Origin of the sequence: Fulvivirga lutimaris (genome assembly GCF_009711525.1) — a bacterium.
Lineage (GTDB): Bacteria > Bacteroidota > Bacteroidia > Cytophagales > Cyclobacteriaceae > Fulvivirga > Fulvivirga lutimaris.
Window position 1 is genome coordinate 1 of record NZ_SMLV01000371.1, and the last position, 22,838, is coordinate 22,838.

Sequence of the window (22,838 nt, forward strand, 5' to 3'; positions counted from 1 at the left end):
TTTCGTCTGCCTAGGGGCCTATTTTGTCTATTCTGAAAATGAGTTTTTTGTTCTCGCTTTTGTCGTGGGTCTTGTAATGGGAGGAATTCAGTCACTTTCCAGATCTACCTTTGCAAAATTAATACCTGAGAATACAATTGATAATGCCTCTTATTTTAGCTTCTATGATGTTACATATAATCTCTCAATAGTTGTAGGTACCTTCTGTTATGGTATAATTGATCAGATAACCAATAGCATGAGAAACAGTACCTTGGCTCTAATGCTATTCTTTGCAGTAGGGATGGGTTTCTTGGTGTTGCTGAAACTTCCAAAATCAGCAAAATTAGAGCCGAAGAAAGCGTAATCTATAATATTAAAAGACCTCTGGGTATAATATAATGATGGTAGTAAGTGCTACGGTTAAATAAACGATGGTCATTGGTAAGCCTACCTTAAGAAAGTCTTTAAATGTATATCCACCTGGCCCGTATACAATTAGGTTAGTTTGATATCCAATTGGGGTCATAAATGCTGCTGATGCTGCAAAAGCAATTGCTAGATAAAATGGTGCCCCTTCAAGATTGAGATCTTGTACAGTGGCCAACGTTAATGGAAATGCAATGGCAATAGCGCCTACATTGGTTATGAATGAAGTTAGTATTGTGGTTATAATTGTAATTCCAATTAGCAGTGCAATATTACCATGAGGCTGTAGCAAATTAACTATCTGATGGGCAATGAGGGCTCCACTTCCGGTTTTGATCATGGCCTGACCAAGGGCAAGAGAAAGTACCAGTATTACCACCAGATTAATATCTAAGTCACGCTTTACATTTTGAACCGTAATCAGCTTCATAAACACCATAATACTAAAGATGATCAGAAGTGATAGAAAAAGACCAAAGTACTGAGTGACCAAAAGTGCAAAGACAACACCAAGAAGCATGATTAACTTTGTCTTATTGTTTTTACTCGGTCGAATTTCTTGCTGTTCTCCTGAAATTATGTATAAATCTTTATAGATATCAACACGTTTTTGAAAGTTGTTACCCACATACATGAGTAGCACATCACCTGCCTTAATTTTTATCCAGCCTATCTTGCCACTTAGCTTTTCACCATTACGATGGATGGCCACTACTGCTGCATCATAACGCTCTCTGAAGTTAGACTCTTTAATTGTTTTGCCAATAAGTGAACTATTGGCACTGATAACTCCTTCAACAACCTGAATACTGCCTTCCCCAGTAGGCGCTAATTTGGAGGGCAGCTCTATACCTAAGTTTGAAAGTGTCAAATCAACTATCTTCTCAGTGTTTCCAGCAAAAATGAGAATATCATTTTCTTCTACAATTTCATTTGGATTTACTGGCGAGATAATTTGCTGACCTCGAACTATCTCAACTAGATAAACACCGGTCAGGTTTCTCAATCCTCCTTCCTTAACTCTTTGTCCAACCAAAGGGGAGTCTTTGCTCAATCTCTTTTCAATAAGGTATTCTCTCTTTTGATTTTCAAATGTTTCAATTAAATCCTTTTTATCAGGCAACAGTTTTGAACTTGACACTATTAAGAAGGAAATACCAGAAATAGTAACGCAGGAGCCGATAATCAATAAATCAATTGGGTCTATAGGGGAAAGATCACTTTTAATTAAAAAACCATTTAAAACGAGTGTAGTTGAAGTACCTATTACTGTAATCATGCCTCCAACAATTGTGGAGTAACTCAAAGGAATTAATAACTTAGAAGGTGATATTTTTTGCTTTTTCCCCCATTCGAAGACATAAGGAGTCATTAATACTACTACAGGGGTATTGTTAACAAATGAGGAAAGTATGGCAACCTTTGCCATCATTGAAGCTAAAAAGGATTTATAGGTTTTCACCCTGCCAAAAATGTAATCTAAGAATCCATGTATGTTAAAGTTCGATCTTATTCCGGCTGTAATCAATATTAGAAGTACAATGCTTGCCAATGATTGATTTGAGAAGCCTTCTAAAATATCTCTGGGAGATAATATTCCTGTCAATAACAGAATTAGAATTGCTACTAAGAATGTAACAGTTGGCTTGAATATCTCTTTATATAAAAAGACAAAAAGAAGTCCTATTACACCCATTACTACAATGGGTTGATATTCTATTGGAATAAGATTCATTAATTAATATCTGAGGTGTTTAACTGAATCACCTGAATTGATGAGCTCCATCAGTGCATCTATGCCTATTAAAAGATGTTCCTCAACATAATGAGCCGTGACCTTTGCATCAGATTCTGATGTTTTGACTCCGTCAGGAATCATAGGATTATCTGAAACCAGCAACAAAGCACCACGTGGTATTTCATTTACGAAACCAACTGAAAAAATTGTGGCAGTTTCCATATCAACACACATTGCACGCATCTTTCTAAGTTTCTTCTTGAATGCTTTATCATGCTCCCAAACTCTTCTGTTTGTAGTGTAGACTGTCCCAGTCCAATAATCTAAAGCATGTTTTTTGATCATGGAGCTTACTGCTCTTTGCAAACTAAATGAAGGTAATGCAGGAATTTCTATTGGTAAGTATTCATCGCTGGTTCCTTCTCCACGAATAGCCGCTATTGGTAAAATCAAATCTCCAAGCTTTGTTTTCTTTTTTATACCACCACACTTTCCAAGAAATAATGCTGCTTTGGGTTCGATGGCTGAAATTAAGTCCATTACGGTAGCTGCCATTGCACTGCCCATCCCAAAATTTATAATTGTGATGTCATTAGCAGTAGCTGTTTGCATGGCTTTGCCAGTACCTCTGATTTCACAATTAAACTTTTCTGAAAACTTTTCTACATAATTATAGAAATTGGTTAGTAGTATGTACTTTCCAAATTCTTCTAATGGGGTTCCAGTATATCTTGGTAACCAATTATCAATTATTTCCTTTTTAGTTTTCATATACAATCACACTTTTTCTTTTATTTGAGTATGCAACATCTCAATCTTCCTGAAATCAAATGTAATATCAGAAAAAATGAAGGTAAAATTGAGATTTTTGACATTATTAGAAAAAAATATATCAAGCTATTACCAGAAGAGTGGGTAAGACAACATGTTGTTCATTACTTAATCAATGAGTTAAAGTATCCTAAATCTTTAATTAAAGTTGAGTCAGGGCTGAATTATAACAAGCTTGAAAAAAGAACTGATATCTTAATTTATAACTCATCAGGCACTTGTGAAATGTTAGTTGAATGTAAATCTTTTAAGGTAAAGCTAAGTCAGTCTGCCTTTGATCAACTGGCAGTTTACAATACCAATTTTCAATCTAAATACTTACTTATCACCAATGGTATTAATCATTTCTGCTGTGTTCAAGATGAGGATGGTAAGTATTCATATTTAGATAATATACCTGAATACAAAAAATAAAAGGCCACTTATTAAATAAGTGGCCTTTTTAGAAGTCCTCAGAATTCTTAGTTCAAATACTTATCAACTTCAACAAATGGCAAATCAAAAGCTTCTGCAACTGCTTTATAAACTACATCGCCTTTAATTACATTTAATCCAAGTTTTAATTCATTGCTATCTGAACAAGCCTTCTCCCATCCATTATTTGCTAATTGAATAGCGTATGGTAAAGTTGCGTTAGTAAGTGCAAGGGTGGAGGTATAAGGTACCGCACCTGGCATATTAGCTACACAGTAATGAACAACATCATCAATAATGTATGTTGGGTCTTCGTGAGTAGTCGGCTTACAAGTTTCAATGCATCCACCTTGATCGACAGCAACATCAACCAATACGGTGCCAGGTCGCATATCTTTCAGCATGTCACGGGTAATCAGGTTTGGTGCTTTTGCACCAGGTATTAGTACTGCTCCCACAATAAGGTCATGAGTAGCAATTAGTTCTCTAATATTATATTCGTTTGACATGAATGTATTAACATTTGCAGGCATGATATCATCCAGATATCTCAATCTAGGAAGACTTAGATCCATAATGGTAACGTCAGCACCCATTCCTGCTGCCATCTTAGCGGCATTGGTTCCAACAACCCCACCACCTAGTATTAATACTTTGGCTGGGCGAACCCCGGGTACGCCACCTAATAAAATACCACGACCTTTAAGAGGTTTTTCTAGGTATTTTGCACCTTCCTGAATCGACATTCTTCCAGCTACCTCAGACATAGGAACAAGTAAAGGCAAGCTTCTGTCGCTCTTCTCAACAGTTTCATAAGCAAGGCATACAGATTTACTTTCAATCATAGCCTTAGTTAAAGGCTCGTATGAGGCAAAGTGAAAATAAGTAAATACCAGTTGGTCTTCTTTGATTAGTTTGTATTCAGGTTCAATCGGCTCTTTCACCTTCATTATCATTTCAGCAATTGCATATGTCTCCTCAATTGAAGGAAGTATCTTAGCGCCAGCTGAAACATATTCTTCATCAATAAAACCACTGCCTTCTCCAGCCGTGGCCTGAACATAAACTTCATGTCCTCTCTTTACCAACTCCTGAGCTCCTGCAGGAGTTAAAGCAACTCTGTTTTCATTATTCTTAATTTCTTTAGGTACACCTATAATCATGAGTGAAACTGTTTAATTGATAGTTCACAAATATAATAAGTAGTTGTTATTGTTATGTCGTACAACGAAATTTTATAATGTATGAGGCGAAAAAAAAATACTAAACAGAATAAAATTCTATAAATTTTTAATTTTTAAATTATTTGTAACGTTATTCACTAAATATCAGTATAAAATAAGGCATTAGCAATAAAAAAGCATTTCTTATCAGCCAGGCTTGGGATAACCGAATTTGATTCATGCTCCCATTTGGTTATTTTTGTATATCCTTAGACTTAATAAGTCATACCCGTAAAACCTTAAAACCAAATAGATTTGAACACTACTAAGGCTCCCAGAAAAACAAAGAAGACAACTGAAATCCTTGCTGATTTTAAGCTTGCCTGTTTGAGCAGAGAAGCGAGTTTGCTAGGTAGGAAAGAGGTTTTTATGGGTAAAGCCAAGTTTGGAATATTTGGTGATGGTAAAGAATTGGCTCAAATAGCAATGGCCAAATCATTCAAAAATGGAGATTTTAGATCCGGGTATTACAGAGATCAAACATTCATGTTTGCGATAAATCAGCTTACCCTTCAGGAGTATTTTGCTCAGCTATATGCGCATACTGATGTTGAAGCTGACCCATCTTCAGCTGGCAGATTGATGAATGGTCATTTTAGTACCAGACTACTGGATGATGAAGGAAACTGGAAGAATTTAACGGAAGAAAAGCATAGTAGTGCTGATATTTCTCCAACAGCAGGTCAGATGCCTCGTTTGCTCGGGTTAGCATATGCATCAAAGTTATACCGAGAGAATTCAGGGTTAAAAGAGTTGAAGCAATTTAGTATTAATGGAAATGAAGTTGCTTTCGGAACAATAGGTAATGCCTCAACATCGGAAGGAATGTTTTATGAAGCTGTTAACGCAGCTGGTGTACTTCAGGTTCCGATGCTAATTTCTATCTGGGATGATGAATATGGAATCTCGGTGCCTAAAGAATATCATACCACAAAAGGCAATATATCAGCAGTTCTTGAGGGCTTTAGAAGAGATGAAGATAATGCTGGTTTTGAGATTTACAGAGTAAATGGTTGGGATTACAAAGCATTAATTGAGACATACCAGCAGGCTTCTGAAATGTCAAGGAAGAATCATATTCCAACGATGGTTCATGTTCAGCAAATGACGCAACCACAAGGTCATTCAACTTCCGGGTCTCATGAGCGCTATAAGTCTCCAGATCGTCTCCAGTGGGAAGCAGAGCATGATTGTATAAAGATGTTCAGAGCATGGATTATTGGAGAAGGCATTGCAGAAGGTGATGAGCTTGATGAGCTTGCGTCTTTGGCCAAAAAGGAGGCCAAAGTGGCAAAGGATGCAGCCTGGCAGGCATTTAACAATAGTATTGAAGAGGAACACAGTGCAGCACTGCAGTGTCTGGATAATGCCATCAATGAGTTTAGGGAAATTAAGGGGTTAGGAGAAATAAGAGATACCTTAGATAAAACTGTAAACCCAATTAGACTTGATAGCTATAGAGCAATCAAGAAAGGTTTAAGGTTGCTTAAACATAAAACAGGGGAATCAAGGTCAGCCATGATAACTTGGCTTAAAAGAGCTGAGAACAAGAATTATGACCGTTTCAATTCATATCTATACAGTCAGTCTTCAGAGTCGGCATTAGAAGTTGATGAAATTCCGGCTGCGTATTCTGAACAATCACAAATGGTTGATGGTCGTGAGGTTTTGCAGGCCTGCTTTGATGCAGCCCTCCAAAGAGATCCAAGGGTCTTAGCTTTTGGTGAAGATGTTGGTAAAATTGGTGATGTAAATCAAGCCTTTGCTGGACTGCAAGATAAATATGGTGAATCTCGTGTTACTGATACTGGAATTCGTGAGTGTACAATTATAGGTCAGGGAATTGGAGCTGCTCTTAGGGGATTAAGACCAATCGCTGAAATTCAATATTTAGATTATCTGCTTTATGCTATCCAAATCTTATCTGATGATCTTGCCACACTTCAATATAGAACAAAGGGAGGACAAAAAGCACCATTAATTATAAGAACAAGAGGTCATAGATTAGAAGGTGTATGGCATTCAGGGTCGCCTATGGGTATGATTCTAAACAGCATTAGAGGAATTTACGTATTAGTTCCCCGCAATATGACTCAGGCTGCCGGTTTTTATAATACCATGCTAAAGTCTGACGATGCTGCTATCATTATAGAATGCCTTAATGGGTATAGGTTGAAGGAGAAAACACCTGATAATATTTCTGAATTTACCGTTCCATTGGGTAAGGTTGAAACTATTAGAGATGGGGAGGATGTAACGATTGTTACTTACGGGTCAATGTGTCGTGTAGTAATGGATGCTGCGGATCAGCTAAATGAAATGGGAATTTCTTGCGAAGTCATTGATGTTCAAACTCTACTTCCTTTTGATTTAAATCATGATATTCTAAAGTCTGTTAAGAAAACAAATCGCGTCATTTTTGCGGATGAAGATGTTCCTGGTGGGGCTTCTGCATTTATGATGCAGAAGGTGCTAGAAGAGCAAGACGCATATCAATATTTGGATTCAAAACCGATCACCATTACTGGTAAGGAGCACAGGCCGGCATATGCGTCAGATGGGGATTATTTCTCTAAACCTAATCCCGAAGAAATTTTTGACAAGGTATATGCTCTAATGTCAGAAGCCAATCCTGAGCAGTATCCTGATATTTACTAATCTATTTCTGACAGCCTGAACGGTGGGGTTTCTATAGTATTACTATAGTTTCCATTTCTATCCAGTATAGTAACTTTCAGTTTCATTAGGTTATCCTGAAAGATACTTTTGAAACCTAAAGATACCATCCCATACTTAAGAGTGCCCTCTAAGCCTTTTTCTTTTCCACCATCATTTAGTATCGGAAATCTGCCATCAAAATTAGTACTACAGTCTATTTCCAATCTCCAATCAAATTTTCTGAACGAACCTCCATCTTCAACAAAAAAATCAACAAAAATATTATAATGTCTTGGATTGAACTGAAAGTACACTGTGTCTTTTAATCGGTCTCCATTATTAAGGAATAGTTCTGGGTTAGTATCCCAATTAAAACATTTTGGAGCTCCTGAGAATGCTGGTAATGTATCAATAGAGCTTCTATTAGAAAGCACCATTAGATCTTCTAGAGGAAAACTATTAAAAAGGTCAATGGCCTGACCGGTCTTATTACTGAAGTATATTTTTTGATTAAATGGAGGGTTTAGTTCTTCTGTGCCCAGTCCAAGATCTCCATCGCCATCCTCGAAGTTTAGAAATATTATAAGACTATCGGCATCGCTATTAGTACCTACATCTTTAAATTTGACACTGCTATACTCTATTTTTGGAGTAGTATCAAATTCAGGTGCATCAAAACAAGATGTTAGAGCCAGAAAAAGAATTATAATTGAAAATCTTACTTTCATAAACTAAAGATACAAATCACTTTAAATAAACTAAACGATTGAATTTTATTAAAAGTTTTGAGCAAAAATTATTCCGTATTGATCAGCATGACTTTGATGCGTTGGCTCTTGAGCTTTTTCAATACCAATCTAATGCTAACTCGGTTTATAAACGATTTATTCAAGAACTTGGTATAAACACTAATCAGATAAAAAAAATATCTCAGATTCCCTTTTTGCCCATTCAAATGTTTAAAAGCCATAAAGTCATGTGTGGAGAGTGGATCCCTGAAGTTTCGTTTGCCAGTAGCGGCACTACAGGTGCAATGGCATCTAAACACCATGTTAAAAAATTAGAGTTTTATAGAAACCACTCTCTTTCCATTTTTAATAAATTCTATGGGTCTCCAACTCAATTTCATTTTATGGCCTTGCTTCCTTCTTATCTTGAAAGGAATAACTCCTCGCTGGTTTACATGGTTGATGAGCTGATAAAGGAAAGCAAATCTGAATATTCATCATTCTACCTGGATGATATAGAAGCTTTGATTAAAAATGTTGAGAAGGCTAAAAAGACCGATAAAAGGATCTTTTTAATAGGTGTTTCGTTTGCTCTGTTAGATTTGGCAGGAAAGCATGAACTAGATCTGTCCGAGGCTATAATAATGGAGACAGGAGGTATGAAAGGCCGTAGAAAGGAGATGATTCGTGATGAGCTACATGATCAACTTAAGAAGGCTTTCAATGTAAGGTTTATTCATTCTGAGTACGGAATGACTGAGTTAATGTCACAAGCCTATGCAAAAGAGGGAGGCGTATTCTTTACTGATAATAAATTGAGAATATTACTGAGAGATTTGAATGATCCTTTTGACTTTGCTAAGAATGACAGGCAAGGTGGTATTAATGTGATAGACCTGGGTAATTACAATACTTGTGCGTTTATTGAGACACAAGATATAGGTAGAAGGGTGGGCGATGGTTTTGAAGTTTTAGGCAGATTTGACAACTCTGAAAGTCGAGGATGCAACTTGATGATTTAATCTGCCAAATTATACCTACGTAATATCTTTAATTATTTTAATTAATTTGATTTTTACCTATTCTTTAATACTTTTATGAAATACTTTGGCTTTAATCAAAACCACTACGTGATGAAATTAAGACTTGCGATGTTTCTTTTAGTTCTTTTTGGGTTGTCGGCATGCACTCAATATACATGTCCAACATATTCTAAGAAAGACGTTAAGAAAAAAGAGGTAGTTGTAGAGAAAGAGAGAATATAACTCTCCTTCTCCTTTTTTACTTATTGGATATCAGTGTTCCGGGCCACATCAGACTCGGATATTTCGTCACCTCCCATAATTACTAATCTTTCCACTACATTTCGTAGCTCGCGAATATTACCTGTCCATGGGTTCTTCTTAAGCAGTTCTAGTGCTTTAGGTGTTATGCTTTTAATTTTAGACCCATATTCATTCGCTATATCTTCCAAGAATTTTGGCACCAATAGTTCTATATCACTTGCTCTGTCTCTAAGTGGCGGAACCTTTACTAATATGACGCTCAGTCTATGATAGAGATCTTCTCTAAAATTGTTATTGGCTATCTCTTCTTTCAGATTTTTATTAGTTGCGGCAACAACTCTCACATTTACTGAGATCTCTTTATCTCCACCAACTCTTGTGATTTTATTTTCTTGTAAAGCTCTTAAAACCTTGGCCTGAGCAGATAAGCTCATATCACCAATTTCATCAAGAAAAAGTGTTCCATCATTGGCTTGTTCAAACTTTCCTATTCTTTGTTTAATAGCTGAAGTAAAAGATCCCTTTTCATGACCGAAAAGTTCACTTTCAATTAGCTCAGAAGGAATTGCCGCACAATTTACTTCTACCATTGGCCCTTTAGATCTATTACTTTGTTCGTGAATTTGCCTGGCGACTAATTCCTTTCCAGTTCCATTTTCACCAGTAATCAATACTCTTGCATCAGTAGGAGCAACCTTTTCAATGGTCTCTTTAATGGCCATGATATTCTCAGATTCCCCAACTATTTGGGAGCCTTTAGAAACTTTCTTTTTTAGCACTTTAGTTTCCTTTACCAAAGTAGATTTGTCTAAGGCATTCCTTAAAGTAACTAATAGCCTATTTAAATCCGGTGGCTTTTGAATAAAGTCATAGGCACCTTTTTTTGTAGCTTCTACAGCTGTTTCTATGGTGCCATGAGCACTTATCATTACAAATTCGGTGTCAATACCGCTTTCAGCCGCCTTGGTCAACACTTCAATACCATCCATTTTTGGCATTTTCACATCACACAGAGCGACATCAAATTTTTCTCTTTGAAGCATTTTAAGGCCTTCTTCACCATCTTTAGCCTCTTCTACAGTATATTTTTCGTACTCAAGTATTTCTTTCAGAGTGTTTCTTATACTCTGCTCATCATCAATAATTAAAATCTTTGCCATATCAATATTTAAGTAAAAAAAGCAAGCCTATAAGCCGGGTTCTGTTCTTCTGACAAGTCAGAAGCCTTATCATTTATCTAGTCCTGACGTCACCATCAGGATCAATCAACCTACCCACTGATTCGAGCGAGCAGCTCTCAAACATCAGCTTATTTGGTCTTTCAACTCGTAAGGTTTACCATGCACTTCATTGTCACCAATGAAGACGGTGGGCTCTTACCCCACCTTTTCACCTTTTCCCTAACGGTAACCGTAAGGGTAGTTTGTTTTCTGTTGCACTAGCTGTTCTCAACTAAGTTGAGACCTTCCTGTTAGGAAGTACGATGCTCTGTGTTGCCCGGACTTTCCTTCTCGGTTGCCCGAGACGATAAGGCGGCTTGCACGCCAAAGGTAGCCACAATAAATAATTTATTGGGTATTAGAATGGTAAACTATAGTAGAGTTATTAGGTCAAAAATTAATGGACATCTGCGCCAGTAAGCTTAAACTCATATTCGTCTGCAACATTGGCCACTTCTTGAATAATTTCTTTCAAAAGCTGTTCAGTTGCACTTTCAATAAAGCTAGATGCTTCAACATGGATGAAATCATCTAGTATCGCGAATTTCGCATGATTAAGGTTGGCATTCTCCTGAAGTAGCATTTTCAAATCTAAATCACCCTCAAAAGGACACACTTTAGAGGTGAACTCTATGCCCAGTCTATCATATCTGCTACTGTGCTTGAGTTTACCAAGGACCGTTTGAAATCTTTCATCAGGCAGTGGTACAATAATTATTGAGGTTCTGCTGTCATATTCGGAGTATGTTCCGCCTATTTCATTAGCATAATTTTCCATGAATGCGTTGAGGTCCATCTTGATTTTTGTTTTAGTTTGATAAGTAAGTTAGAAAATTGCTGTCAATAATAAAATGAATGAAACTTGAATTTACTGTTACTTAATTCTAAAGTAGGGGCGGGCAATTTTATCATATTGATAAAATAAAGCGCAGTATTGACAATTTTAGATCTGGTCTTATACTCATTAAAGTCAAAATCTATAGCTATAAAATATTGCCTTCTTGGGTTAAAACCATTCTCCTCATTATCTTTTTCATTAGCATAGACCATTCCTTTGCCTCCATAACCAATCGCAATATTTAGCCATTTTGGCAGCTTATTATTAAACTTTGAAAGATCAAATGAAAGCCACTGATGTTGACCATTATAGTCTTTTATTAATTCTTCACTAAAATTTGCTCCTAAAACATCGGGCCGATATTGCGGATATTCTGTTCTGCTGAAAGAGTATTTTGGATGTATTCTTATCTCTCCCCAAATAGATTGCTGACCAAAGAACAGGGCAGTTCCTAAACTATTAGCAACAATATCTCCAGGTGATGCGCCATACTCAGAAGAAAAACCATCGAATATTTCTATTGGTGTCATTACCATAACACTTACCATTGAGCCCCAGAATATTGACTTTTTTTCTTCTAAGCCAGCCCATTTTAGACCATGGTAGCTGACTTTTGATATGTGAAATGATGAATAGAAGTGTCCTAATTTATCTATCTGATACCATTCTTTATTGTCGTTGAAGAAATGAAAAGATTCCCGTTCGAAATCTGAATACCACAGTTGGTCTAATGCTATGAGAGATCCTGTATAAACTATACTACTTCCAATAATCAGAGGTTTTAATCTTTTGTTTACTGCAGTACTATCCTGTGCCTGCAGGTTTAAATTGAAAAGAAGAAAACAGATAAGTAGGATTTTATTCCAGTTCATCTTCTTTGATTATTGCTTCGCCTTTTGAAGAAGTAGTATTTTCTGGATCTTCCTCTTCTTCTTCTGATTTTGACTTATCCCTACTTCTTTTGAAGAGATCGCTCAGCTCATCAAAGCTTTGAGTGTGGATAACGCTAAAACCTGTGGTAATAGTGTTTTGATTTTCCTCAGTGGGGTTAATAGGATTGTAGTTGGTTCGGTTATACATTTTAACCTTAAATTTTCCATCATCAGTGAGTAAGTACTCAACTGTCCAGTCACCTGCAATACTACTCACATCTGCTTTGTTGGCCTGATTAGTGAATCCACCATTTCTTGTCACACGTAGCCTTCCATCCAGAAATGTATATGATAGTCTCAATTGGAATGTATTAAAGGCCTCCTCATCAAGCTTACCAAAATCAACATCTATTTCAAGATTCTCATCAACTTGAGTTATCCAGTAACTTAATTGGTTAGAAAGTAATTCGCTTACACTATTTGTGATAGATCCTTTAGTTTGAAACGACTGCAAAGGTGAAAATCGTCTGAGTACAATTAAACTAAATACCTGCCGCTTTAACTCTTGCTCATCAATACTATTTTTAAACTTTAAGAATTCAAACTCCAAATCAACTGGATTGCCAGTTGGTGTTTGAATATTTCTAGGGAGGTTGATTGTGGTAATGTCAAAATTAACAGTGGGAGAGAGGAGAGCACCGTCAATCTCAAGCAATACATTGACCGGATATTTCCTTCTTATTTCGACAATGTCGTTAATGTCGTCTTCAGCAGTCGAGAGATTGGTTAATAATGGAGCAAAGGAAGCCAGTTGATTATACGTAGCTTCGATATCTAACACCCCTTGATATGGATCACCATACCAGGATATTTTACTATTTTGCAAAATTTCAAACTCCTTATTAATGAGGTTGTACAGCGTAAAATTATAGCCACCCTGTTGGATGTAGTAATCGCCAAACATGTTAAATTCTCCTTTGGTGTCAATTTCCAGCTTTAGGTCTCCATTTCCTCGGCCCCTTATAATATCACCTGATTTTATATCAAAAATTATCTCACAGTAGGCATCAGGAGTAATATCAAGATCAAAATCTAATTTAAGGCCTCTCAAATCTATTTTGTTAACAACTTCCTCAACCTGTTGATCAATATTGCCGCTTAGGTCTACAAAGTCTATGTACTCTTCTTTTTCAATGGATTCAGTATCACCAATCGGTATGTAAATTCTGGTTCCTTTTTCAGTTCGGGCACTGGCATTAATGTTCATGTTATTGATCAGGCCAATGAAGTGAATATTTCCTGTCGCGATGCCATTGCCATAGAATAGCTCATTGTCGGTACTTGTAGTATTTAATACCTGAAAATTGTTGATGTCTGCAGTAATGTCTATACCCATATTTCTGAAGTTGGTATGGCTTATATATCCATTTACCAAACCTCGGTTATCTTCCCTATCAAAAATATCAATCTCTTGAAACCCAATTTTATTATCAGTAAAATAGAATTTACCGTTAAGGTTATAATCCGTATTTAAGTAATTGACGTGTAACCCTGCGTCATTAATAATTCCATTGCCATTGATAAGCGGAACTGATAATTTTCCTGTGATGGTCAGTTGCCCATCTAGAGTTCCTTTGAAATTTGTAAAGTAACTATCGAGAAACGGTTCAAGAACTTTCACTTCAGTGCCATTGAGTTCAGCTGTTAAATTTAGATTGTCCTCCTTATAAGGTGAGTAGGTGCCTGTGAGATTAAGTATTTTATATCCCAACCTTTTAATGCTACAATTGACATCAGATTGTTTTGTTACATTATTCCAATTACTTGAAGCGATTATATTGCCAATAAGAAAGCCATCAACCTCAAAATCATTTAGTGTAAATCGATTGTCGATCAAGATGTTATCGTAAACATTGCTCACTTCTCCATAACCATCAACTACACCTGAAATGTCTTTGTTAATTACCGTATTGAGGTTGTCAAGGTTTAAGCTATCGATATTCAAAACCATCTTCTTGTTTGGGTCTTTCGAAATGGCACCTTCAATCGCTATTTTTTGATTTTGATTAAAAATACTAAAGTTGTTTATAAGCACTTCTTGACCAGAAATAGTAACAAGGTTATCACTCTGTATTTGCCATTTTTTATCAAGAATCTGTAGATCAGAAGATTCTACTCTGATATCTGTAGAGTCGGTTTTGAAATCAATAGCGCCAAACAGCAATGCTCGATTATCATAGGCAGTTTGAAAGATGTCAAATTCGAAATCAATATGGTTATTATTCCAAATCCCTTCAAAAAGAAGATCTTTTGTTCCAATATCTGATAGTTGCTGCCGCTCTGAAGCCAGGTAAACCATTGCTAAAACATTTGTGCTATCTGATATTTTGGAAATGTTTATTTGTACATCATTATTTAAGAATTGATTATTCTGATAAGTAATGCTATCAATATTGGTTTCAAGGGCAAATATTGAGGTGTAACCACCAGTGATACTGCCATTTATTCTACTAGCACTAGGCACTGACAATTCAGGGACAAATACGTTAAGTAATGGGTTCAAGTCTTTAATCTGCACCTCATAGTCCATTTTGAAATCACTCTCTTTCTCCTTGCTTTTAGAGGTATAATATGCTGCTGTAGCCTCACTATCGTTCTTTAAGCTTAATTCATATTCTTTAATTAACGATTTCACCTTAGAGTATACCTGTGTAAAATCAAATTCACCTTGAGTCTTTACGTTGAATAAATTTGAGTTCAGAAATACAATACGTTGCTCTTCATCTTTATCAGATATTATAGAAAGCGAATCAATTTGAATAGAGTTGTTTCGGTATTTTATGTAGGTATCCAAAAGGCTTGCTCCTCCTAAAATGTTATCAACCTTCAAACCACGGGCGTTTACATTTAGGTTCGATCTCACAAACAAATCTTCTTCAGTCAGGTTGAGTACTTTAAGATTTGCAGTATCCAATTTTGCCTGCAGGTTGAAAAAATTGAGGCCAGCGCGCAAATCAATTGCTCCATTAACATTCATTTGAAGGTTAGGATCATCTACATTAACCGTACCCTCAAAAAACTCTTTTGTAAATCGAGCATTAGTTTGAATATTCTCATATTCGTAGCCTTTCAACCCTATTTTCTCAATTAAACCATCAAGCTTAAAATCTGCAGTCTCTAGGGTGAAGCCAGAACCTTTTATGTTGCCATTTAGCGTTACGGCACCTATTAGATCATTTTGAGTGTACCCGCCTACATCAAAATTTTGCATTGATAAATCTCCGCTATAGACAGATTTACTTATATCATCTTCGAGTTTGAGGTTAATATCTGAACTTATTCTTCCGTATTCTGTATAAAAATCACCTTTAGCCACAAAATCTGTGGGGAATCCTAAAAAGGAGGCGCTGAAACTGACATGTTCAAACGGTTCTAGTCTACTATATGATTTAGGTTTTACATACTGTTTTATATCATGGATAGTAACATATGAGTTGCTCAGATCAAAATCGATAAATGTCTCCTGGAAATTTGGTAAACCTGTCATTCTAATTTTACCTTTTAGTGCAGTGCCGGAGCCAAAGGCTACATTGGCATTTCTAATAGTAAATGACCTTACATATCCATTAAGATCGCCACTAACTCTGAAGTTTTGATGGTACGATTTAGCGCTTGATGCAAAGAGTCCTAAGTCATTGGTGTTGATGATTGAATTATCAAGATGACCAATAACTTTCACCTTGTTAGTAAAATCGCTTAGGTCAAGCGTGCTTGAGTACTCAAACCTGATGGAGTCTTTAATATTACTTTGACCAACTTTTAAATCAAGCTGTTTGAATGACATGGCACTTTGCGATACAGCAAATTGCGATTTAAGATTTTTGATATCCAGACCAGTTATACGGTCGTTGCAGGTCAGTTTTTTAACATTAATGCCAAAGGTGTCTTTAACAGTAAATACCTGATCAAATTTTCCGTTTATGCTATCTACTACGAAATGATGGTAGTCAAACCCAGTTTTAATAGAATCTCTACGCTGATCGTTATAACTAAATTTAGAATTGATAATCTCTAAATTATCGCAGGATATGTATTGTCTTGAGTTAAGACCCTCTCGCTTTTTTAGAGCTTTTATCCTTTTAATAAAATCATTGATATTAAGTGTTTGTAAAGAGTCATCTTCTGCAAATAGTTTTGTTAGATAGACATGAGCACCAGTTAAAGCAATATCATCTACATTATGATTTTCAGGTTCAAGTATTGCCGACAGGTCAAAATCTACCCAAACCTTTTCAGCAAAAATCATTTTGTTTCTTTCAATATCATAAACCTCTAAACCTCCAATTTCTACACTATCAAACCATTTTATAGAGATATTTGAAAGGCTTACATCATACCCCAACATTTTGGAGTACTTCTCAGATAAATAGTTGACTAATTTTGTTTGGATATAGGGAAACTGTACTGCTCCCGCTGCAATTGCAAGTAGAAGGAAGAGTGATACGATGAACCAAAGTATTGTCTTAACAATACGATTTTTAATAACTTGCGCCAAAATTGAATTAAATGAACCCTACTATACTCGCCATAGAATCATCTTGCGATGAGACTTCCGCTGCTATTATTAAAAAAGGCAAAGTACTTAATAATATAATAGCAACGCAATCTGTACACGAAAATTATGGAGGAGTAGTTCCCGAATTAGCATCAAGAGCTCATCAGCAAAATATTGTCCCTGTGGTTGACGAAGCTTTAAAATCTGCAGGAGTATCAAAAAATGAGCTTGATGCCATAGCTTTTACACAGGGCCCTGGTCTGCTGGGGGCCTTGTTAGTGGCTTCTTCCTTTGCGAAATCTTTGGCTCAGGGACTGAATATCCCTTTAATTGGAATTAACCATATGCAGGCGCATATTCTGGCACATTTTATAGAAGAACCCAGGCCGAAATTTCCGTTTTTATGTTTGACAGTAAGTGGGGGACATACACAAATTGTATTGGTAAAGGATTATCTGGATATGGAAGTTATTGGTGAAACGCAGGATGATGCTGTTGGTGAAGCTTTTGATAAGTCAGCCAAACTTATGGATCTACCTTATCCTGGCGGACCTTTAATCGATAAATATGCCCAAGATGGCAACCCAGAGGCTTTTGCATTTCCGGACTCAGAAATGCAAGGTTTGAATTTCTCATTCAGTGGTATTAAAACAGCCTTTTTGTATTTCTTGAGAGATAGAAAGAAGAAAGATGATCAGTTTATTGAAAAAAACATAAATGACATATGTGCTAGCTTGCAATTCAGCCTTATCAGAATGTTAATGCAAAAACTGAAACGTGCAAGTGAAGAATTAGGTATTAAGGAGATTGCAATAGCAGGCGGAGTTTCCGCAAATAGAGGGTTAAGAGATGAACTCACGAGGCTATCCACAACTAAAGGGTGGAATATTTACATTCCCGATTTTCAATATTGTACAGATAATGCAGGAATGATAGCTATGGCTGCTCATTTTAAATACTTAAAAGGAGATTTTGAAGATTTAAGAGCTGTTCCGCAGCCTAGAATGAAGTTTTAGTATGAAAAATATTTTCAAGGTTGGAGATCAAATTACTATTACAAAACTTGTTGAAAGGCAGGATGTGGCGGCATTTAATGGGGAGGTAGTACACGAAGTGTGCTCAACTTTTGCTCTGGCTAGAGAGATTGAATGGTCTTCAAGACAGTTTGTTCTTCAAATGAAAGAAGCTGATGAAGAGGGCATAGGTACTATGCTGACTATTGATCATAAAGGTCCTGCATTTGTTGGTGAGACAGTTGAGATTATAGCAAAGATAGAGTCAATTGTGCAAATCGAGATTATTTGTACTTATGAGGCTAAGGTTGGAGATAGATTAATAGCAACGGGTAAAACAGGACAGAAGGTTTTAAAAAAGGAAGCCATCAATCATATTTTCTCTAAATTTGGACAGCGATGAATAAGAAAGATAAGTCCAGATTTTCCAATGATATCAATATCAAAAACAAACGAGCAAAGTATGAATATGAGTTTATTGATACCTATTTGGCTGGTTTGGTTTTGAAAGGTACAGAGATCAAGTCTATAAGAGAGGGTAAAGTAAATCTTCAGGATGGTTATTGCTATTTTAGAAAGGGAGAACTTTATTCTAAGGGAATTCATATTTCGCCATATGCTCAAGGTTCATTTTATAACCATGAAGAGGGAAGAGAGCGTAAGTTGCTATTGAAAAGACAGGAGCTAGGTAAGCTGGAAAGCAAGATGAACGAAAAAGGCCTTACTATTATACCTACCAGACTTTTTATCAATGATAGAGGCCTTGCCAAAATGGAAATTGCTTTGGCAAAAGGTAAGAAAATTCATGATAAGCGTGATAGCATAAAAGATAAAGATCTGAAACGCGAGTTTGATAGAGTGAAGATATAGTCTATGGAAATTGGCAATAAAGGAATTTGCAGATTAAGTGTGGTACAGGTGAGAGCCAGCCATTCAGACAAAGCTGAAGTTGTTACTCAGATGCTTTTCGGTGATCATTATACCATAACAGGTATTAGTGAAGATACTAAATGGTTCCGGGTTCAGATTTACTATGACAACTATGAGGGCTGGATAGATGCTAAGCAGCACACCGACATATCTGAGGCGTATTTTGAGCAGATTAACAATGCTGACTACAAAATATGTACAGACATAACATCTACTATTCTTTACAAAAAACATCATACTACAATTGTTATAGGTAGTATACTGCCTATTGCTACAAATGAAATATTCAAGGTAGAAGAGCAGCTGGCTTTCAATGGCGAAGCGAAGAGCCTTGGTTCAAAAAGGGATGCAGAATTTCTTAAGCAAACAGCCTTTAAGTATTTGAATGCACCTTATCAATGGGGAGGAAGATCTCCTTTTGGTATTGACTGCTCAGGTTTTACTCAGAATGTTTTTAGAATTTGTGGGTATGATCTTCAACGTGATGCATGGCAGCAAGAAAAGGGTGGAACTAAAGTTGACTTTGAGGATATTCAAATTGGTGATTTGGCATTCTTTAATAATAAGGAAGGTAAGATCGTACATGTTGGCATTGTGTTGGAAAATGGTCAAATCATTCATGCTTCTGGCAAAGTTAGAGTTGACACTTTGACTTCAGAAGGCATAGTACATTCAGAAACTTCAAAATTGACTCATACACTTACTGGGTTCAAAAGAATTTTGAGAGATCAGTAGTCGGTTTCTAACATCTTCATGCAATGTGTGTTATTAACTATATGTTAAATAAATAGCCATTTTTTGCATTCAATAGCATTACAACCTATCTTAATAGGATGAATAGAAGAGTATTAGTGCTTAATCAGGACAACAGCCCTATCTCTGTGTGCACTATACAGAGAGCATTTTTACTTACCTATCTCAATAAGTCTGAATTGGTAAAACCTGCTAACGGACATAAACTTCACTCAGTTTCTCAAGCCTTTCCGATGCCGGCTGTTATAAGGCTAAACAGGTATGTTAACGTGCCTTATAAAGGGGTTTCTTTGACTAGACAGAATATTTTCAAACGTGATAATTTCACCTGCCAGTACTGTGGTACAAATAAGGATTTGACTTTAGATCATGTTATACCCAGATCAAAGGGTGGTAAATCAGCATGGAATAACCTTGTTACAGCCTGTAAGCGCTGCAATGCAAAAAAAGGTAACGGTGACCCTGAAAGAGTAGGAATGAAAATTAAAACAGCCCCATTCAAGCCATCCTATGTTTTATTTCTTCGAGAGCTCTCTGGCTTTGCTTGTGAAGAATGGAAGCCTTTCCTTAAGGTAAAATCAAAAGGAGTGAAGGTTTAGAATGTAAGTGTAAACCTTGTATACTCTCCCAATCTTGAATCGACTGTTAAAGTACCATTATGCAACTGCATAATCTGTCTTGAAAGACTTAATCCAATACCTGAGCCTGTTTTTTTGGTGGTGTAGAAGGGGATGAAAACCTGCTCCAGAGCTTCCATAACGATGCCTGGCCCGTTGTCTGTTATCGTAATTTTTGGATTGTTAAGTTCGTTCAGTTCAGCATTGAGTTGAATTTTTGGATTCTCGGTATTTTCAAGCGCCTCAATTGCATTTTTCATAAGGTTGATTAAAACTTGCTCTATTAGCTCTTCATCAATATAGAGCATCATTTCAGCAGGATGAATATTATAGTTAAAATCAATTTTGGACTTTCTAATCTCAATTTTCAATAGCTGTGAAATGTGTTCAAACAAATCCTCTGCCATGAGGCCCTTAATTTCTGGAAGGGGAATTGATGTGTAGTCACGATAAGCATCTATGAATTTGATAAGTCCTTGACTTCTGCCTGCAATAGTATCTAAACCGTCTTGCAAGTCATCAACAGCCTCTTCAGGTAGTTCAAATTTGCCTTCACTGTGCTTGAGGTCTTCTATTAATACATCCTTTAAGGTTGATGTAAGTGATGCGATAGGAGTGATCGAGTTCATGATTTCATGTCGTAGAACCTTGGTGAGGTTTTGCCATGCCTCTAGTTCTTTCTTCTGTAATTCTGGTTGAATATTTTGTAATGCGACCAGTTTCACTTTCTTACCTCTCAAAATTATTTCCGTAGCAGTTACGGAAAGTTGTATGTCACCCTCCATTCTGAAAAGTGAACTCTTACCTGTTGGTAAATCAAACAGTACTTTATATAGTCTTGACTGAGTTTCTATGAGCTCTTCAATGTTTCGAAGAGTTTCCATCTTGATAAACCTTTTAGCAGTAGCATTGATGAGCTCAACATTTCCATCAATGTCAAATGAGATCAAACCCGTGCTTACATGCTCTACTATGGTATTGAGGTATAAAAGATGTTCTTCTTTTTCTGATCTGGCCTTTCTGAACGCTTCGAGTACCTGATTAAAGGCGATATTGAGATCTTTAAAACTTTTACCGAGTTTATTATCGGCTGTGAAGCCGGAAGCAAAATCAGAGTATTTTACAGATTCTAAAAACCTTGTAAGACTGCGGTTGGTTTTTGAAATGAAACGATAAAGTTCTGTCAACTGCAGAATGACCACTACGGTAAAAATTACAGTCGTAACTATCATTTCAGGGTTGAAGCCTGTGTAGACTACAACGGCCATTGACAGCCCCATAAACACAACCCTTATGGCTGTGCGAAACCTAAAGTCACTAAAGACCATATTTTTCCAATCTGCGGTAAAGTGATGATCTGGTTAGACCCAATTCAGAGGCTGCTTGGGTGATATTGCCATTGTACTTCTTAAGCACTTTTCTTATTAGTATTTTCTCCACCTCTTCCAGCTTAAACTGATCCAGCATAACATTTTCAGCATCCATTGGTGTCTGTGACTGGCTGCTGTTAAAATTGAAATCTTCAGGTTGTAGTACTTGCGAGTTGCTCATAATAATAGCTCTTTCCAGAGAATGCTGTAGCTCTCTGATATTACCTGGCCAATTGTGTTTTTGCATTCTAGTCAGTGCAGCCTCACTTATTTTGCTTACCTGCTTATTGTACTTTTTATTATAGAAATGAAGGAAGTGATTAGCTAGCAATGGAACATCCTCAAACCTATCTCTAAGAGGAGGAAGCTCAATTTCTATTGTGTTGATTCTGTATAGTAAATCTTGCCTAAACTTGTTCTCCTTTACCATATCATATAATGGCATATTAGTAGCGCAAAGCAGCCTGATGTCAATTTCTATTTCTTTGTTTGAACCAACTCTACTAACTCTTCTATTCTGTAGAATAGTTAAGAGTTTGGCTTGTAATGGCATTGATAAGTTTCCTATCTCGTCAAGGAATAGTGTCCCGCCATTAGCAATTTCAAATCGCCCTGCCCGATCTTCTTTAGCGTCAGTAAAGGCCCCTTTTTTATGTCCAAACAGTTCACTTTCAAACAATGTTTCGCTGACAGAACCTAAATCGACATTGATAAAAACCTGATCTCTTCTTGACGAGTTATTATGAATAGCCCGCGCTACCATTTCTTTTCCAGTACCATTCTCTCCAAGTATTAGAACATTAGCGTCTGTAGCTGCAACTCTATCTATGGTTTCGAACATTTTTCTAATTGCAGGGCTTTGACCGATGATATTATCATACCTGTCGTTAATCTGCAGATTGATTTGCTTCTGCTTACTTCTAAGGTCTTCAACCTCTAGTTTTGTTTCTCTGAGGCGCATTGCTGAGAAAAGTGTAGCAAGAAGCTTTTCATTTTCCCAAGGTTTCAAAACAAAATCAGTGGCACCGGCTTTTATGGCTTTAACGGCCATTTGCACATCGCCATATGCTGTAATAAGAACAACAACCGCAGACGGATCAGTATCCAATATCTTTTCCAACCAGTAATAGCCTTCCTTGCCGCTACTCACATCCTTAGTAAAATTCATGTCTAGAAGAATAACATCGTAGTCGTCATTCTGGATGAGCGTAGGGATGGCTTCCGGATTCTTCTCGAGGTCAACAATTGCAAAGTGCCTTTTAAGAAAGATTTTGGCAGCTTTCAATAAATCTTCATTGTCATCAACTATTAATATGCGGCCTGATTTGCTGGAATTTTCTGTCATTGTCTAATATCTAATACAAGAATACATTCTTGTTTATCA

At 36.6% G+C, this 22,838-nt stretch carries 20 protein-coding genes and 1 other RNA gene; 10 read left to right on the plus strand and 11 right to left on the minus strand.

The genetic code is table 11. From position 1 onward, the window contains the following. The coding region (locus E1140_RS10330) for an MFS transporter (RefSeq protein WP_185153524.1) at positions 1 to 346 on the plus strand (346 nt) is incomplete at its 5' end. A gap of 9 nt (positions 347 to 355) precedes the next feature. On the opposite strand, the gene E1140_RS10335 is transcribed toward E1140_RS10330, so the two are convergent. Then, positions 356 to 2,143 (minus strand): SLC13 family permease, encoded by a 1,788-nt coding sequence (locus E1140_RS10335; RefSeq protein ID WP_155182814.1) that lies wholly within the window; start codon positions 2,141 to 2,143, stop codon positions 356 to 358. Between the two features lie 3 nt (positions 2,144 to 2,146). Next, entirely contained in the window at positions 2,147 to 2,917 is a 771-nt protein-coding gene (locus E1140_RS10340; protein ID WP_155182817.1) for an AMP nucleosidase, read from the minus strand. 30 nt (positions 2,918 to 2,947) lie between these two features. Between E1140_RS10340 and E1140_RS10345 the strand changes: the two genes are divergently transcribed. Next, complete coding sequence (locus E1140_RS10345; protein WP_155182820.1) at positions 2,948 to 3,391, plus strand: type I restriction enzyme HsdR N-terminal domain-containing protein; 444 nt, start codon at positions 2,948 to 2,950, stop codon at positions 3,389 to 3,391. A gap of 47 nt (positions 3,392 to 3,438) precedes the next feature. Here E1140_RS10345 and ald read toward each other — a convergent pair whose 3' ends face one another. Further along, positions 3,439 to 4,554 carry an alanine dehydrogenase gene (ald, locus tag E1140_RS10350; RefSeq protein ID WP_155182822.1) on the minus strand — a complete coding sequence of 372 codons (1,116 nt, stop codon included), beginning with the start codon at positions 4,552 to 4,554 and terminating at the stop codon, positions 3,439 to 3,441. Positions 4,555 to 4,869: 315 nt separating this feature from the next. On the opposite strand from ald, the gene E1140_RS10355 reads away from it, so the two are divergent. After that, on the plus strand, positions 4,870 to 7,272 hold the full coding sequence (locus tag E1140_RS10355; protein ID WP_246202793.1) for an alpha-ketoacid dehydrogenase subunit alpha/beta: 2,403 nt from the start codon (positions 4,870 to 4,872) through the stop codon (positions 7,270 to 7,272). Here the strand turns inward: E1140_RS10355 and E1140_RS10360 are convergent. Continuing rightward, positions 7,269 to 8,000: a hypothetical protein gene (locus E1140_RS10360; protein ID WP_155182825.1), complete on the minus strand. Its 732-nt coding sequence runs from the start codon at positions 7,998 to 8,000 to the stop codon at positions 7,269 to 7,271. The two genes, E1140_RS10355 and E1140_RS10360, sit on opposite strands and share 4 nt — an antisense overlap. A 38-nt stretch (positions 8,001 to 8,038) precedes the next feature. On the opposite strand from E1140_RS10360, the gene E1140_RS10365 reads away from it, so the two are divergent. Both E1140_RS10365 and E1140_RS21945 read left to right on the plus strand, forming a co-directional pair. After that, the gene (locus E1140_RS10365; protein WP_155182828.1) at positions 8,039 to 9,022 is read left to right on the plus strand and encodes a LuxE/PaaK family acyltransferase; all 984 of its coding nucleotides are present in this window, start codon (positions 8,039 to 8,041) and stop codon (positions 9,020 to 9,022) included. A 111-nt stretch (positions 9,023 to 9,133) separates the two neighbouring features. Beyond that, entirely contained in the window at positions 9,134 to 9,265 is a 132-nt protein-coding gene (locus E1140_RS21945) for a hypothetical protein (protein ID WP_281350399.1), read from the plus strand. Positions 9,266 to 9,285: 20 nt separating this feature from the next. Here the strand turns inward: E1140_RS21945 and E1140_RS10370 are convergent, their stop codons facing one another. The 5 genes from E1140_RS10370 to E1140_RS10390 all read right to left on the minus strand — a co-directional run bounded on the left by E1140_RS10370 (position 9,286) and on the right by E1140_RS10390 (position 16,771). Next, the gene (locus tag E1140_RS10370) at positions 9,286 to 10,446 is read right to left on the minus strand and encodes a sigma-54-dependent transcriptional regulator (protein ID WP_155182831.1); all 1,161 of its coding nucleotides are present in this window, start codon (positions 10,444 to 10,446) and stop codon (positions 9,286 to 9,288) included. Between the two features lie 14 nt (positions 10,447 to 10,460). After that, an RNA gene (gene rnpB, locus E1140_RS10375) (RNase P RNA component class A) lies at positions 10,461 to 10,830 on the minus strand. A 73-nt stretch (positions 10,831 to 10,903) separates the two neighbouring features. Next, positions 10,904 to 11,302, minus strand: coding sequence for a type III secretion system chaperone family protein (locus E1140_RS10380; protein ID WP_155182834.1), 399 nt, complete (start codon positions 11,300 to 11,302; stop codon positions 10,904 to 10,906). Between the two features lie 44 nt (positions 11,303 to 11,346). After that, positions 11,347 to 12,216 carry a DUF2279 domain-containing protein gene (locus tag E1140_RS10385; RefSeq protein WP_155182837.1) on the minus strand — a complete coding sequence of 290 codons (870 nt, stop codon included), beginning with the start codon at positions 12,214 to 12,216 and terminating at the stop codon, positions 11,347 to 11,349. Then, the gene (locus tag E1140_RS10390) at positions 12,203 to 16,771 is read right to left on the minus strand and encodes a translocation/assembly module TamB domain-containing protein (RefSeq protein WP_155182840.1); all 4,569 of its coding nucleotides are present in this window, start codon (positions 16,769 to 16,771) and stop codon (positions 12,203 to 12,205) included. Before E1140_RS10390 ends, E1140_RS10385 begins: the two co-directional genes overlap by 14 nt. A gap of 11 nt (positions 16,772 to 16,782) precedes the next feature. On the opposite strand from E1140_RS10390, the gene tsaD reads away from it, so the two are divergent. From tsaD to E1140_RS10415, 5 genes are all read left to right on the plus strand, one after another. Continuing rightward, positions 16,783 to 17,787, plus strand: a complete 1,005-nt coding sequence (gene tsaD, locus E1140_RS10395; RefSeq protein WP_155182843.1) for a tRNA (adenosine(37)-N6)-threonylcarbamoyltransferase complex transferase subunit TsaD — start codon at positions 16,783 to 16,785, stop codon at positions 17,785 to 17,787. A gap of 1 nt (position 17,788) precedes the next feature. Further along, complete coding sequence (locus tag E1140_RS10400) at positions 17,789 to 18,187, plus strand: thioesterase family protein (RefSeq protein WP_155182846.1); 399 nt, start codon at positions 17,789 to 17,791, stop codon at positions 18,185 to 18,187. Further along, the gene (smpB, locus tag E1140_RS10405) at positions 18,184 to 18,654 is read left to right on the plus strand and encodes an SsrA-binding protein SmpB (RefSeq protein ID WP_155182849.1); all 471 of its coding nucleotides are present in this window, start codon (positions 18,184 to 18,186) and stop codon (positions 18,652 to 18,654) included. The genes E1140_RS10400 and smpB overlap by 4 nt, the downstream gene beginning before the upstream one ends. 3 nt (positions 18,655 to 18,657) lie before the next feature. After that, a complete protein-coding gene (locus tag E1140_RS10410) occupies positions 18,658 to 19,449 on the plus strand; it encodes a C40 family peptidase (RefSeq protein WP_155182852.1) in 792 nt (263 codons plus the stop codon). A 98-nt stretch (positions 19,450 to 19,547) separates the two neighbouring features. Continuing rightward, positions 19,548 to 20,066: an HNH endonuclease gene (locus E1140_RS10415; RefSeq protein WP_155182855.1), complete on the plus strand. Its 519-nt coding sequence runs from the start codon at positions 19,548 to 19,550 to the stop codon at positions 20,064 to 20,066. On the opposite strand, the gene E1140_RS10420 is transcribed toward E1140_RS10415, so the two are convergent. Beyond that, a complete protein-coding gene (locus E1140_RS10420) occupies positions 20,063 to 21,412 on the minus strand; it encodes a sensor histidine kinase (RefSeq protein WP_155182858.1) in 1,350 nt (449 codons plus the stop codon). The genes E1140_RS10415 and E1140_RS10420 overlap by 4 nt on opposite strands. Further along, positions 21,402 to 22,799, minus strand: a complete 1,398-nt coding sequence (locus E1140_RS10425) for a sigma-54-dependent transcriptional regulator (protein WP_155182861.1) — start codon at positions 22,797 to 22,799, stop codon at positions 21,402 to 21,404. The genes E1140_RS10420 and E1140_RS10425 overlap by 11 nt, the downstream gene beginning before the upstream one ends. Positions 22,800 to 22,838: the final 39 nt, after the last annotated feature.

Bases quoted from the DNA above. Each gene is read 5' to 3' on its own strand.
- tsaD (WP_155182843.1), top strand. From the start codon at position 16,783: ATGAACCCTACTATACTCGCCATAGAATCATCTTGCGATGAGACTTCC.
- E1140_RS10415 (WP_155182855.1), top strand. From the start codon at position 19,548: ATGAATAGAAGAGTATTAGTGCTTAATCAGGACAACAGCCCTATCTCT.
- E1140_RS10345 (WP_155182820.1), top strand. From the start codon at position 2,948: ATGCAACATCTCAATCTTCCTGAAATCAAATGTAATATCAGAAAAAAT.
- E1140_RS10335 (WP_155182814.1), bottom strand. From the start codon at position 2,143: ATGAATCTTATTCCAATAGAATATCAACCCATTGTAGTAATGGGTGTA.
- E1140_RS10370 (WP_155182831.1), bottom strand. From the start codon at position 10,446: ATGGCAAAGATTTTAATTATTGATGATGAGCAGAGTATAAGAAACACT.
- E1140_RS10380 (WP_155182834.1), bottom strand. From the start codon at position 11,302: ATGGACCTCAACGCATTCATGGAAAATTATGCTAATGAAATAGGCGGA.
- E1140_RS10385 (WP_155182837.1), bottom strand. From the start codon at position 12,216: ATGAACTGGAATAAAATCCTACTTATCTGTTTTCTTCTTTTCAATTTA.
- E1140_RS10425 (WP_155182861.1), bottom strand. From the start codon at position 22,799: ATGACAGAAAATTCCAGCAAATCAGGCCGCATATTAATAGTTGATGAC.
- E1140_RS10340 (WP_155182817.1), bottom strand. From the start codon at position 2,917: ATGAAAACTAAAAAGGAAATAATTGATAATTGGTTACCAAGATATACT.
- E1140_RS10410 (WP_155182852.1), top strand. From the start codon at position 18,658: ATGGAAATTGGCAATAAAGGAATTTGCAGATTAAGTGTGGTACAGGTG.
- E1140_RS10420 (WP_155182858.1), bottom strand. From the start codon at position 21,412: ATGGTCTTTAGTGACTTTAGGTTTCGCACAGCCATAAGGGTTGTGTTT.
- E1140_RS10400 (WP_155182846.1), top strand. From the start codon at position 17,789: ATGAAAAATATTTTCAAGGTTGGAGATCAAATTACTATTACAAAACTT.
- E1140_RS21945 (WP_281350399.1), top strand. From the start codon at position 9,134: ATGAAATTAAGACTTGCGATGTTTCTTTTAGTTCTTTTTGGGTTGTCG.
- smpB (WP_155182849.1), top strand. From the start codon at position 18,184: ATGAATAAGAAAGATAAGTCCAGATTTTCCAATGATATCAATATCAAA.
- E1140_RS10360 (WP_155182825.1), bottom strand. From the start codon at position 8,000: ATGAAAGTAAGATTTTCAATTATAATTCTTTTTCTGGCTCTAACATCT.
- ald (WP_155182822.1), bottom strand. From the start codon at position 4,554: ATGATTATAGGTGTACCTAAAGAAATTAAGAATAATGAAAACAGAGTT.